Source organism: Streptomyces curacoi (genome assembly GCF_001513975.1).
In the GTDB taxonomy this organism is placed as follows: Bacteria; Actinomycetota; Actinomycetes; order Streptomycetales; family Streptomycetaceae; genus Streptomyces; species Streptomyces curacoi.
The window spans coordinates 39,788-52,393 of sequence record NZ_KQ947993.1 but is presented as its reverse complement, the minus strand read 5'-3'; the positions used below and the strand labels follow the sequence as shown (position 1 = coordinate 52,393).

Here is a 12,606-nt window from a genome sequence, read left to right as displayed (position 1 = left end):
GGGGCGAGGTGGGGCAGGAGGCCGGCGGCAGGCCCCTGCCCAGACGGGACGCCCGCCCGCGCGCTCCTCGACGTACGGGAGACCGTGGACCACACCCTCTACCCGTGCCAGGACCGCCACAGCGCCGCATACGCCCCGTCCGCCGCGACCAGCTCGTCATGGCTGCCCAGCTCGCTGATCCGGCCGTTCTCGACGACGGCGATGACGTCGGCGTCGTGCGCGGTGTGCAGCCGGTGCGCGATGGCGACCACCGTGCGGCCGTCCAGGACGCGGGCCAGGGACCGCTCCAGGTGACGGGCCGCGCGGGGGTCGAGGAGCGAGGTCGCCTCGTCCAGGACCAGCGTGTGCGGGTCGGCCAGGACCAGGCGGGCCAGCGCGATCTGCTGGGCCTGGGCCGGAGTGAGCGAGAACCCGCCCGAGCCGACCTCGGTGTCCAGGCCCTCGTCCAGTGCCCGCGCCCATCCGTCCGCGTCGACCGCGCCCAGCGCCGCCCACAGCTCGGCGTCCGTCGCCTTCGTGTCGGCCAGCAGCAGGTTGTCGCGCAGGGAGCCCACGAAGACGTGGTGCTCCTGGTTGACGAGGGCCACGTGGGAGCGGACCCGTTCGGCGGTCATCCGGGACAGTTCGGCACCGCCGAGGGTGATCCGGCCGTCCCGGGGCGCGTAGATGCCCGCGAGCAGCCTGCCCAGCGTCGACTTGCCCGCGCCCGAGGGGCCGACCAGCGCCAGCCGGGTGCCCGGGGCAACCTCCAGGGACACCTTGCGCAGCACGTCCACGCCCTCGCGGTAGCCGAAGTGGACCCGCTCGGCGAGCACGTCCCGGCCATCGGGGGCGAGGGTCTCCTCCCCGGCGTCCGGCTCGATGTCCCGGACCCCGACCAGCCGGGCCAGGGACACCTGGGCCACCTGGAGCTCGTCGTACCAGCGCAGGATCAGGTTCACCGGGTCGACGAGCATCTGCGCGATCAGCGCACCCGTCGTCAGCTGACCGACCCCGATCCAGCCCTGCAGGACGAACACCCCGCCCAGCATCAGGACCGAGCCGAGGACCGTCACATGGACCAGGTTGATGACCGGGAAGAGCACCGACCGCAGCCACAGCGTGTAGCGCTCCCATGCCGTCCACTGCTTGATCCGCAGCTCGGACAGCTCGACGCGCCGACCGCCCAGGCGGTGGGCCTCGACGGTGCGTCCGGCGTCCACGGTCTCGGCGAGGGCGGCGGCCACCGCGGCGTACCCGGCGGCTTCCGAGCGGTAGCCGGCCGGCGCCCGCTTGAAGTACCAGCGGCAGCCGAGCACCAGCAGCGGCACGGCGACCAGCACGGCGGGTGCCAGCGGGGGCGCCATGACGACGAGCCCGCCGAGCAGCAGCCCGGCCCACATCACGCCGATGGTCAGCTGCGGCACCGCCTCACGCATGGCGTTGGCGAGCCGGTCGATGTCCGTGGTGATACGGGACAGCAGGTCACCGGTACCGGCGCGCTCCAGGACACCCGGGGGCAGCCGGACCGACCGTACGAGGAAGTCCTCGCGCAGGTCGGCCAGCATCCGCTCGCCGAGCATCGCGCCGCGCAGCCGTACCTGCCGTACGAAGGCGGCCTGGACGAGCAGGGCGACGAGGAACAGGGCGGCGGTGCGCTCCAGATGGAACTCCCGGACCCCGTCCGAGACCCGCTCGACGAGGTCGCCCAGCAGCCACGGGCCCACCATCGAGGCGAGGGTGGCGGCGGTGTTGACGGTGACGAGGAGCAGGAAGGCACGCCGGTGCCGGCGCAGGAGTTCGGCCACGTAGGCGCGTACGGTGGCGGGGGCGCCGACGGGCAGGGTGCTCGCCGTAGTCGGTGCCGCCGGGTCGTACGCCGGTGGCGCCACGCCGATCATGCGGTCTCCTCGATCTCTTCCAGTTCCTGCAACTCGCCGTCCAGGGCGGCCTCTTCATCGGTCTCCCGGGTCACCACGGCCCGGTAGCGGGGTTCCTTGTGCAGCAGGTCGCGGTGCACGCCGACCGCCGTGACCTCGCCCTCGTGCACCAGGACGACGCGGTCCGCACGGTCCAGGAGCAGCGGCGAGGAGGTGAACATCACCGTCGTGCGCCCCGTCCGCAACTGCCGTACGCCCTCCGCGACGCGCGCCTCGGTGTGCGAGTCGACGGCGGACGTCGGCTCGTCCAGGACGAGCACCTCGGGGTCGGTGACCAGCGATCGGGCCAGCGCCAGTCGCTGCCGCTGGCCGCCCGACAGGGACCGCCCGCGTTCGGTGATCCGGGCGTCCAACGGGTCCGCCGCGTCCAACGAGCCCTGCACCAGGGCCTCCAGGACGTCCCCGCACTGGGCCGCCGCCAGCGCCTCGGCCGCGTCGACGTCGCCCGAGGCGGGCACGTCCAGCAGTTCGCGGAGGGTGCCCGACAGCAGCACCGGGTCCTTGTCCTGGACCAGGACGGCCGTACGGGCGGAGTCCAGCGGCAGTTCGTCGAGCGGCACACCGCCCAGCAGCACCGATGTGCCGCCCTCCGCGGGGTGTCCGCCGAGTCGTTCCGCCAGCCGCCCCGCCGCGTCCGGGTCGCCGCACACCACGGCGGTGAGCCGGCCGGAGGGGGCGAGCAGACCGGTCGCCGGGTCGTACAGGTCTCCGGTGGGCACGTCGGCGGCCCGCGATCCGTCGGTGTTGGTGGCCCGTTGCAGCGACAGCACGCGCGCGGCCCGTTTGGCCGACGGGCGTGAGAAGGAGTACGCCATGGCGATCTCCTCGAAGTGCCGCAGCGGATAGGTCAGGACCATCACCGAGCTGTAGACGGTGACGAGTTCGCCGACGCCGATCCGGCCCTCGCGGGCCAGGTGGAGGCCGTACCAGACGACCCCGATCAGCAGCAGTCCCGGCATCAGCACCTGGACGGCGGAGATCAGGGACCACATCCGGGCGCTGCGCACGGCCGCGTGGCGTACTTCCTGCGAGGCGCGGCGGTAGCGGTCGAGGAAGAGCTCCTCGCCGCCGATGCCGCGCAGGACGCGCAGGCCGGCGACGGTGTCCGAGGCCAGCTCGGTGGCCCGGCCCGCCTTCTCGCGCTGGAAGTCGGCGCGCCGGGTGGCGGGCGGCAGCAGCGGCAGCACGGCGACGGCCAGGACGGGCAGGCCGACGGCGACGACGACGCCGAGCGCGGGCTCGTAGACGACCAGGCCGACGCAGACCAGCACGACGGTCAGCGCCGCCGCGGTGAACCGCGACCAGGCCTCCACGAACCAGCCGATCTTCTCGACGTCACCCGTGGAGACGGCCACCACCTCGCCGGCGGCGACCCGCCGGGTCAGCGCCGAGCCCAACTGCGCGGCCTTGCGGGCCAGCAGCTGCTGGACCCGGGCGGCCGCGCTGATCCAGTTGGTGACGGCGGCGCGGTGCAGGAAGGTGTCGCCGATCGCCGTACCGGCGCCGCACAGGGCCATCAGTCCGCCCGCGAGGGCGAGTCGCGCGCCGGAGCGGTCGACGACGGCCTGGACGGCGAACCCGACGCAGAACGGCTGGGCGGAGACGGACACGAAGTGCAGCAGCCCCCAGGCGAGGGACTTGAGCTGTCCGCCCAGCTGGTTCCTGAAGAGCCACCACAGGAATCGGGGACCTGAGCGTGCGTCCGGTACGCCCGGGTCGGGATACGGAAGGTCTTGAATCTGCATGACGTCCCAGTGGCTCGTGTCAGCGGGGAGAGGGGATGGGGGACCGGTCGTTGAGCGGGTGCGAGCGGCCGCGCACGGCGGCAGCAAACCGTGACAGGTTCGCGTCGGAGCGTGGCAGGACGCAAACGGTTTTCCGGCCGGGGGCAAGGATCCGGCTGCCGCGGTGAAAGCGGTGCGACCATGGCGTCATGCGAGGCGGTGGAGTACGGCGTGCGACAGCCGCGGCGGCGGCCCTCGGATTCCTCCTGACGGCCCTTGCCGCGTGCGGCGGCACCGGGCACGGAAGCGGCGCGGGGCAGGCAGGCGGCGCGGACGGGGGAAAGGGCGACTCCGAAAGGGGCACGCACACGCGCCGGGCCGCTGCGGACCCGACCCGTGTCCCCGGCGTCGGCGACCGCTGGCAACGACGCATCCCCGCCGACTCCCGCCAGGTCGTGGCGGTCTATGGCGACGGCAAGGACTCCCCGAACTCCACGGTCGTGCTCTACATCAGGCACGGCGCCACCTGGGAGCGCACCCGCAGCTGGCCCGCGCACAACGGCAGGAAGGGCTGGACCGCCGACCACCACCAGGGCGACAACCGCAGCCCCGTAGGGGTGTTCACGCTCAGCGACGCGGGCGGCGTACGCCAGGACCCCGGGGCCAAGTTGCCGTACACCCGGTCGGCGGCCTTCGCGGCGCCGCGGTGGTGGGCGAAGCCGTACTGGCACGACTTCGACTACGTCATCGCCATCGACTACAACCGCGTGCCGGGCACCCCGCCCAACGACCCCACCCGTCCGCAGGGCGCTGACAAGGGCGGTGGCATCTGGTTGCACATGGACCACGGCAGCGGTACGTCGGCCTGCGTCAGTCTGTCCGAATCGGCGATGGAGTACCTGCTGCGCACGCTCGATCCGGACCGGCGTCCTGTCGTGGTGATGGGGGACAGGGCGGACCTGAAACGCTCGCGCTGACGCGGGAGGCCTCATTGCGGAGGATGCCCGACTCCCCGTAGAACACCGGCCATGAAGAGACGGATCGTCATGTCCATGCTCGCCGGAGCAACCCTCCTGGCGAGCTCGCTCCTCGGGGCGACCCCCGCCCGATCGGCCGAGGTGCCCGCCGAGTTCGGCACCGACTGGCACGACCCCCGCACCGCCGCCCCGCCCGTCGCCAAGCCCTCCGGCAAGTCCTGCCAAGTCACCGTCGCCGAGGCGCAGTTCCGCGACTTCACCCCGTACAAGGGCACCTACACCCCGCCCGAAGGCTGCGGCGACCGGTGGAACAAGGTCGTGCTGCGGCTGGACGGCAAGGTCAAGGGACGCCAGTACGACCGGCTCGGCCATCTGCAGCTAGGCGGTGTCGAGATCTTCCGTACGTCTACTCCGCAGCCGTCACCGGACGGCATCGAGTGGTCGGTGGAGAAGGACGTCACGCGTTACAGCGACACCCTCCGCCGCAGCCAGGACGTCGAGATGCTCATCGGGAACGTCGTCGACGACACGTACACCGGAATCATCGACGTCAAGGTCACGCTGACGTTCTACGCCGGCCGCAGCCCCGCCACGACCCCCGACCGTGTCCTCGCCCTCCAGGACGGCACGCTCACCACCCCGCGCAACAGCGAACGCATCGTCGCCGAGGTGTACGCCACCGGCTCGGGCGGCGGGTGCGAGGAGTACTGGTATCTGTCGGTGCCCGGCCCGGCGCCCTACTCCTGCCAGGCCGACGGCGGCCCGTACCGCGAGGTGCAGATCAGGGTCGACGGCCGGCTCGCCGGAATCGCCACGCCGTTCCCGCACGTGTGGACGGGCGGCTGGTCCAACCCCTTCCTCTGGTACGTCATTCCGGGACCGCGTGCCTTCGACATCAAGCCGATCGAATACGACCTGACACCCTTCGCCGGCATCCTCAACGACGGCCGCCCGCACCGCGTCGAGGTCTCCGTCGTCGGCGTCCCCGAGGGGCAGAGCGGCTGGAGCGCGCCCGTGAACGTCCTCGTCCGGCAGGACGCGCGGCGCGCGCACGTCACCGGGAAGATCACCGTGCACAAGGCCGACGACCTCGCCAACTCCTCGACGTACACGCCCGGTTCCGAGCATCGGGTGGTCACCGAGGGTGGTCATCGGCTGACCGTCGCCGGTTACGTCGACACCTCGCACGGCCGGGTGACGACCACCGTGCGCCGGTCGCTCACCACCGACTCCACGCACCGCTGGACCGACGGCGAGAACCTGGACGCGCTGGACGCCACCTGGACGGACGACGAGTCCCTCATCGTCGACGGCCCCGGACCGGCCCGCACGACGCGTACGCAGCGGACGTACACGATGGACGGCACCACCACGTTGGGCGCGGACGACCGGCTGCGCACCGTGCTGACCCTCGGTGACCGTGCGGCGGTTGTCACGGCGTACGGCGGGCGGCGCACGGCGTGGTCGAGGCTCGACGACACCTACTCGGGCGATGCCACCTGGACGGTGAACGTGCCGCGCGACCAGCGGCACGCGGTCGGCACGACGAGCGAGCGCTACCGGCTGCACGGCTCGGACGGCTGCTACGACCGCTCCCTCACCAGCGTCCAAGGGGTGCTCACCGAGGATCGCGGCGGCTGCTGAAACCGGTGGTGTGCGACGCGTCGTGTGAGGCGTGATTTACCTGGATGCAACACGGCGGTCTTGTGCGGGACCAACATCACCCGCAAAGTGATCGGCACGGAATCCGCTTTCCGTATGGCAGAAGTCCCCCCGTCGCCCATGGGCTTCTGTATGCCGCCGTCCCCAAGGAGTTCCCGTGCCGCCGTCCGAACCGTCCCTGCCGCGACGCGTCGCACGCATGCTGCGTACCTCTCTCTTCGCGCAGGTCGCCTGCGCCCTCGTTCTCGGAATCGTCGTCGGGAAGCTGTGGCCCGGCTTCGGCGCGGATCTCCAGCCGCTCGGCGACGGTTTCATCCGGCTCATCAAGACGATCATCTCCCCGCTCGTGTTCTGCGTGGTGGTCGTCGGCATCGCCAAGGCCGGCGATCTGAAGGCGTTCGGCCGGATCGGGCTCAAGGCCCTGATCTGGTTCGAGGTGGCGAGCACCCTCGCGCTGCTCATCGGGCTTCTCGCCGCCAACGTCGTCCAGCCCGGGTCGGGGATGAACGTCGACCCGTCCTCGCTCAACGCCTCGGCGGTCGACGCCAAGACGGACGGTGGGCACCTGCCCTCGACGACCGAGTTCGTGCTGAACGCCATCCCCACCTCCTTCATCGGCGCCTTCGCCGAGAACTCCCTGCTCCAGGTGCTCCTTCTCGCCTGTCTGGTGGGTGCGGCGCTACTGCACCTCGGCCACACCAAGGTGCCGCAGGTGCTGCCCGCCATCGAGCAGGCGCAGGAGATCATCTTCGCGATCGTCGGCTTCGTCATGCGGCTGGCCCCGATCGCGGTGTTCGGCGCGATGGCCGTCCTGATCGGCAACTACGGGCTCGGCGTGATTGAGACGTACGCCAAGCTGATCATCCTGTGCTACGCGGCCGCCGCGTTCTTTATCGCGCTGCTCGCCGTCGCCCTGAAGGTGGTCACCGGGCTCAGCCTCTGGAAGTTCCTCCGCTACATCCGTGAGGAGATGCTGCTCGCGCTCGGCACCGCGTCCACCGAGTCGGTCCTGCCGCGGGTGATGCAGAAGCTGCGCAAGGCCGGCGCCCGCGACGACGCCGTGGGCCTGGTGCTGCCCACGGGCTACTCCTTCAACCTCGACGGCGCCTCCCTCTACCTGTCCATCGGCACGCTGTTCATCGCCCAGGCCGTGGGCGTCGACCTCAGCTTCGGCCAGCAGGTCACCGTGATCCTGGTCCTGATGCTGACCAGCAAGGGCATGGCGGGCATCCCCGGCTCGGCCTTCCTCGCCCTGTCCGCGACCGCCTCCTCGCTGGGTGCCATCCCGGCCGGAGCCGTGGCCCTGCTGCTGGGCGTGGACCGCATCATGGACTCGATGCGCGTCGTCACCAACCTGCTCGGCAACTGTGTCGCCGTCTTCGCCGTCTCGCGCTGGGAGGGCGCGCTGGACCGGGAGCGGGCGAAGAGGGTCCTGGACGGCGAGATCGTGGTCGCGGAGGAGGACGAGGAGCCGGCGAAGGCGGAGTTGAAGAAGCCCGAGGCGCCGAAGCCCGAGGCGCCGAAGTCCGAAGGGCCGGTCGCCGTCCCTGTTCGGACGGCCAAGGAGACCGCCTCCGAGGCCGGTTGAGCGCAAGAGTCGTACAGGCCGCGGCCACCACTCCACACTGCTGGAGTGGTGGCCGCGGCCTGTACGACGTTCACCGCTCAGCAGCGCCGATCGGCGCCCCCGTCGATCAGCGTGTCCAGCAACTCGCCGAGGGTCGCGCGCTGTTCGTCCGTCAGCGGTGCCAGGATCTCCTCCGCCGCCGACCGTCGCGCTCCGTGCAGCTCCCGCAGGGCCCCCCGCCCGTCGTCGGTGAGCTCGATCCGGATCACCCGCCGGTTCGTGGGATCCGGCACCCGCCGTACCTTCCCGCTCGCCTCCAGCCCGTCGACCAGTGTCGTCACGGCACGCGGGACGACCTCCAGGCGCTCGGCGAGATCGGCCATCCGGGGCGGCGAGCCGTAGTGCGCGAGTGTGCGCAGCAGGCGGGACTGGGCCGGGGTGATGCCCAGACCGCACTGTTGCAGGTGCTGTTTCTGGATGCGGTGGACCCGGCGGGTGAAGCGCAGCAGCTGCTCGGCGAGCGGGCCGTCGGGATCGGGGGTGGTCATGCGGGAACAATATCAGGACCATGTTCATTGTGAGCATAGGTAACAATGAGCTAAGCTCCGTCAGTCCGCATCACACACCTCCCGTAGGAGCCCATGCACCCCGACCACGAACCCTCCTGGACGCCACCCGCCGCCGAGCAGGAACAGCCCCGGCAGGTGCGCCGCATCCTGAGACTCTTCCGTCCCTACCGCGGACGCCTCGCCGTCGTCGGCCTGCTCGTCGGCGCCTCCTCCCTGGTCGGCGTCGCCACGCCCTTCCTCCTCAAGGCGATCCTCGACGTGGCGATCCCCGAGGGCCGCACCGGCCTGCTCAGCCTGCTCGCGCTGGGCATGATCCTCAGCGCCGTCCTCACCAGCGTCTTCGGAGTGCTGCAGACCCTGATCTCCACGACGGTCGGCCAGCGCGTGATGCACGACCTGCGCACCGCGGTCTACGGCCGCCTCCAGCGCATGTCGCTCGCCTTCTTCACCCGCACCCGCACCGGCGAGGTCCAGTCCCGCATCGCCAACGACATCGGCGGCATGCAGGCCACCGTCACCTCCACCGCGACCTCCCTGGTCTCCAATGCCACCAGCGTGATCGCCACGATCGTCGCGATGGTCGCCCTCGACTGGCGCCTGACCGTCGTCTCGCTGCTCCTGCTGCCGGTCTTCGTGTGGATCAGCCGCCGGGTCGGCAACGAACGCAAGAAGATCACCACCCAGCGCCAGAAGCAGATGGCCGCGATGGCCGCCACGGTCACCGAGTCGCTCTCGGTCAGCGGCATCCTGCTCGGCCGCACGATGGGCCGTTCCGACTCGCTCACCAAGGCCTTCGCCGACGAGTCCGAGCAACTGGTCGACCTCGAAGTCAGGTCGAACATGGCCGGCCGCTGGCGCATGGCCGTCATCACCATCGTCATGGCCGCCATGCCCGCCTTCATCTACTGGACCGCGGGAATGGCCCTCCAACTCGGCGGCCCCCAGGTCTCCATCGGCACCATCGTCGCCTTCGTCTCCCTTCAGCAGGGTCTGTTCCGCCCGGCGGTGAGCCTGTTGTCCACCGGCGTCCAGATCCAGACCTCGCTCGCGCTCTTCCAGCGGATCTTCGAGTACCTCGACCTGCCCATCGACATCACCGAGCGGGAGAACCCCGTCCGCCTCGAAACCATCCAGGGCGAGGTCCGGTTCGAGAACGTCGAGTTCCGGTACGACGGCAAGAGCGGCGCCATCCTCGACGGCATCGACCTCACCGTCCCGGCGGGCGGCAGCCTCGCGGTCGTCGGCCCGACCGGCGCCGGAAAGTCCACGCTCGGCCATCTCGTGCCGCGGCTGTACGACGTGACGGGCGGCCGGGTCACCCTCGACGGGGTCGACGTGCGCGACCTCGACTTCGACACCCTCGCCCGCGCGGTCGGCGTCGTCTCGCAGGAGACGTACCTCTTTCATGCCTCGGTCGCCGACAACCTGCGCTTCGCCAAGCCGGACGCCACCGACGAGGAGTTGCACGCGGCGGCGAAGGCGGCCCAGATCCACGACCACATCGCCGCCCTGCCCGACGGCTACGACACGATCGTCGGCGAACGCGGCCACCGCTTCTCGGGCGGTGAGAAACAGCGCCTGGCCATCGCCCGTACGATCCTGCGCGATCCGCCGGTCCTCATCCTCGACGAGGCGACCAGCGCCCTGGACACCCGTACCGAACACGCCGTCCAGCAGGCCATCGACGCCCTGTCCGCCAACCGCACCACGCTCACCATCGCCCACCGCCTGTCCACCGTTCGGGGCGCTGACCAGATCGTGGTCCTCGACGCGGGGCGGGTGGCGGAACGGGGGACGCACGAGGAGCTGTTGGAGCGGGAGGGGCGGTATGCGGCGCTGGTCCGCCGGGACGCCCAACTGGAGCCGACGGGGTGACGATATGCCAGGTTTGTAAGCATGTGCGGGTTACCGTTCCCGCATGCACCTGAACACTCCGTCACGGAACACGATTCGACTGACGCGCCGGGGCCGTATCGCTCTCATCGCCGCCGGCGCCGTCGTGGCCGGCACCGCCGTGGCGGTGCCGCTGCTGAGCATGGACGAGGAGGAGGCGAAGCCCACCTCGCTGGTGATTCCGGAGGGCTGGCGCGCCGGCCAGGTCTACGCCGCCGTCGACAAGGCCCTCGCCCTGCCGCCCGGATCCACCAAGAAGTCCCTGGGCAAGCTCGACCTCAAGCTGCCGGACGACGCCGAGGGCAACCCCGAGGGCTATCTCTTCCCGGCCACGTATCCGCTGGAAAAGGACGGCAAGAGGGCGACGCCGGAGTCCCTGTTGTCGGCCATGGTCGACACCGCCAACCAGAAGTTCAGCGGCGCTCCCGTCGCCGCAGGCGCGCAGCGCAACGCGCTGAACGTCTATCAGGCGGTCACCGTCGCGAGCATCGTCCAGGCCGAGGCCGCCACCAAGGCCGACATGGGCAAGGTGGCCCGGGTCATCTTCAACCGGCTCGAACGCGGCATGCCGCTGCAGATGGACTCCACCATCAACTACGCGCTGAACCGCTCCACGATCAGGACGACCGAGGCCGACACGCGGATCGAGAGCCCCTACAACTCGTACCAGCGCATGGGCCTGCCGCCCACGCCGATCGCCAACCCGGGCGAGGAGGCGATGCGCGCCGCGATCAGTCCGACCCCGGGCGACTGGCTGTACTTCGTCACCGTCAAGCCGGGCGACACCCGCTTCACGGCCGACTACGCCGAACACCAGCGCAACGTGGCCGAGTTCAACGCTCAGCAGAAGGCGAGCCCGAAGACCGCGACATGATCCGGCGGCCCATCGGGGTGGCGCTCCGGCAACGCCCTCAAGGGACGCGGGGAACCGCGCGACCAGCCTGGACGGCGCCGCAGACGACCGACGACGTAGCGCGGCACCACCCGGCGGCCCGACCCGGCGGAGCGCTACGCCGCGACCGACTCCTCGGCCAGCAACCGCCTGATGTCCCGTACGGCCGCGCGCCCGGCCCGGTTGGCGCCGATCGTGCTGGCTGAGGGGCCGTAGCCGACCAGGTGGAGCCGGGGATCGGCGACCGCGCGCGTCCCCTCCACCCGGATTCCGCCGCCCGGCTCGCGCAGGCGCAGCGCGGCCAAGTGATCGATGGCGGCCCGGAAGCCGGTCGCCCACAGGATGACGTCGGCGTTCACATGTCGCCCGTCGTTCCACTCCACCCCGTCCGGGGTGATCCGGTCGAACATGGGCCGCCGGTCCAGAACCCCGTCGGCCAGGCCCTGCCGGACGGCGTCGTTCAGAGGCAGTCCCGTGACGGAGACGACGCTCTTCGGCGGCAGACCCTGCCGGACCCGCTCCTCGACGAGCGCGACCGCCGCCCGGCCCGCCCCCTCGTCGAACGGCCCCTCGCGGAAGACGGGCGGACGCCGGGTGACCCATGTCGTGGCGGCCGCGTACCGGGCGATCTCCAGCAGATGCTGGATGCCCGAGATCCCGCCGCCCACCACGACGACCCGCTGCCCGGCGAACTCCTCCGGACCGGGGTACTGGGCGGTGTGCAACTGCCGCCCCCGGAACGTCTCCTGACCGGGGTAGCGCGGCCAGAAGGGCCGGTCCCAGGTGCCGGTCGAGTTGATCAGCGCCCGCGTCGCCCAGGTCCCGGCCGAGCTCTCGACGAGCAGCCGCCCGTCAGGGCCCTCGCGTACGGCGCGTACGTCGACGGGGCGCCGGACGCGCAGGTCGAAGGTGCGCTCGTAGCGGTCGAAGTACTCGGTGATGACCTCGGACGACGGCCGCCCCGGATCGGCGTCGGTCAGCTCCATGCCGGGCAGCGAGTGCATCCCGTTCACCTTGCCGTATGTCAAGGACGGCCACCGGAACTGCCAGGCACCCCCCGGGCCGGGGGAGTGGTCGAGCACGACGAAGTCGCGGTCGGGCTCGAAACTGTTGCGTCGCAGGTGATAGGCGCTGGACAGTCCGGCCTGTCCGGCGCCTATGACGACTACGTCGACTTCCTCGCCCACCTCGATATTGTTCACGCTTCTACTAACTGCCGAGGTGGCGAGGATCTTCCCCGAGGCGCCCGGAGATCAGCGCCCGCCCGCGACAAGCAGCGGGCGTCAAGACCGGGCGGGTCCGCGGAGAAAGCACAGGGGAAAAGAGAAGGCGGGCGTCAGCAGCCGCGGCGACACGCGGCGGAGGCCACCCGCAGCAGGTCGATGTGACCGTGCGTGGTGAGC

9 protein-coding genes are annotated in these 12,606 nt (G+C 71.1%); 5 read left to right on the top strand and 4 right to left on the bottom strand.

Translation table 11 applies throughout. The annotated features are described in order from the left end of the window. Positions 1–98 precede the first annotated feature (98 nt). Entirely contained in the window at positions 99–1,880 is a 1,782-nt protein-coding gene (locus AQI70_RS30130) for an ABC transporter ATP-binding protein (RefSeq protein ID WP_062155623.1), read from the bottom strand. Then, positions 1,877–3,664, bottom strand: coding sequence for an ABC transporter transmembrane domain-containing protein (locus tag AQI70_RS30125; RefSeq protein ID WP_062155621.1), 1,788 nt, complete (start codon positions 3,662–3,664; stop codon positions 1,877–1,879). The genes AQI70_RS30130 and AQI70_RS30125 overlap by 4 nt, the downstream gene beginning before the upstream one ends. Positions 3,665–3,852: 188 nt before the next feature. On the opposite strand from AQI70_RS30125, the gene AQI70_RS30120 reads away from it, so the two are divergent. The 3 genes from AQI70_RS30120 to AQI70_RS30110 all read left to right on the top strand — a co-directional run bounded on the left by AQI70_RS30120 (position 3,853) and on the right by AQI70_RS30110 (position 7,870). Further along, entirely contained in the window at positions 3,853–4,620 is a 768-nt protein-coding gene (locus AQI70_RS30120) for a L,D-transpeptidase family protein (protein ID WP_062155619.1), read from the top strand. Between the two features lie 51 nt (positions 4,621–4,671). Further along, the gene (locus AQI70_RS30115; protein WP_062155617.1) at positions 4,672–6,264 is read left to right on the top strand and encodes a peptide-N4-asparagine amidase; all 1,593 of its coding nucleotides are present in this window, start codon (positions 4,672–4,674) and stop codon (positions 6,262–6,264) included. Positions 6,265–6,439: 175 nt separating this feature from the next. After that, complete coding sequence (locus AQI70_RS30110) at positions 6,440–7,870, top strand: cation:dicarboxylate symporter family transporter (RefSeq protein ID WP_062155615.1); 1,431 nt, start codon at positions 6,440–6,442, stop codon at positions 7,868–7,870. Between the two features lie 77 nt (positions 7,871–7,947). Here the strand turns inward: AQI70_RS30110 and AQI70_RS30105 are convergent, their stop codons facing one another. Next, positions 7,948–8,397 carry a MarR family winged helix-turn-helix transcriptional regulator gene (locus AQI70_RS30105; RefSeq protein ID WP_062155613.1) on the bottom strand — a complete coding sequence of 150 codons (450 nt, stop codon included), beginning with the start codon at positions 8,395–8,397 and terminating at the stop codon, positions 7,948–7,950. Between the two features lie 93 nt (positions 8,398–8,490). Here AQI70_RS30105 and AQI70_RS30100 point away from each other — a divergent pair, with 93 nt between their 5' ends. Both AQI70_RS30100 and mltG read left to right on the top strand, forming a co-directional pair. Continuing rightward, positions 8,491–10,293, top strand: a complete 1,803-nt coding sequence (locus AQI70_RS30100) for an ABC transporter ATP-binding protein (protein WP_062155611.1) — start codon at positions 8,491–8,493, stop codon at positions 10,291–10,293. A gap of 43 nt (positions 10,294–10,336) precedes the next feature. Continuing rightward, complete coding sequence (gene mltG / locus AQI70_RS30095; protein WP_062155609.1) at positions 10,337–11,185, top strand: endolytic transglycosylase MltG; 849 nt, start codon at positions 10,337–10,339, stop codon at positions 11,183–11,185. 134 nt (positions 11,186–11,319) lie between these two features. On the opposite strand, the gene AQI70_RS30090 is transcribed toward mltG, so the two are convergent. Next, positions 11,320–12,405: an NAD(P)-binding domain-containing protein gene (locus tag AQI70_RS30090; RefSeq protein ID WP_208607472.1), complete on the bottom strand. Its 1,086-nt coding sequence runs from the start codon at positions 12,403–12,405 to the stop codon at positions 11,320–11,322. Positions 12,406–12,606: the final 201 nt, after the last annotated feature.

What these genes read in the sequence shown, in the direction of transcription:
- AQI70_RS30125 (WP_062155621.1), bottom strand. Translation starts at nt 3,664, where the DNA reads ATGCAGATTCAAGACCTTCCGTATCCCGACCCGGGCGTACCGGACGCA.
- AQI70_RS30115 (WP_062155617.1), top strand. Translation starts at nt 4,672, where the DNA reads ATGAAGAGACGGATCGTCATGTCCATGCTCGCCGGAGCAACCCTCCTG.
- AQI70_RS30100 (WP_062155611.1), top strand. Translation starts at nt 8,491, where the DNA reads ATGCACCCCGACCACGAACCCTCCTGGACGCCACCCGCCGCCGAGCAG.
- AQI70_RS30130 (WP_062155623.1), bottom strand. Translation starts at nt 1,880, where the DNA reads ATGATCGGCGTGGCGCCACCGGCGTACGACCCGGCGGCACCGACTACG.
- mltG (WP_062155609.1), top strand. Translation starts at nt 10,337, where the DNA reads ATGCACCTGAACACTCCGTCACGGAACACGATTCGACTGACGCGCCGG.
- AQI70_RS30120 (WP_062155619.1), top strand. Translation starts at nt 3,853, where the DNA reads ATGCGAGGCGGTGGAGTACGGCGTGCGACAGCCGCGGCGGCGGCCCTC.
- AQI70_RS30105 (WP_062155613.1), bottom strand. Translation starts at nt 8,397, where the DNA reads ATGACCACCCCCGATCCCGACGGCCCGCTCGCCGAGCAGCTGCTGCGC.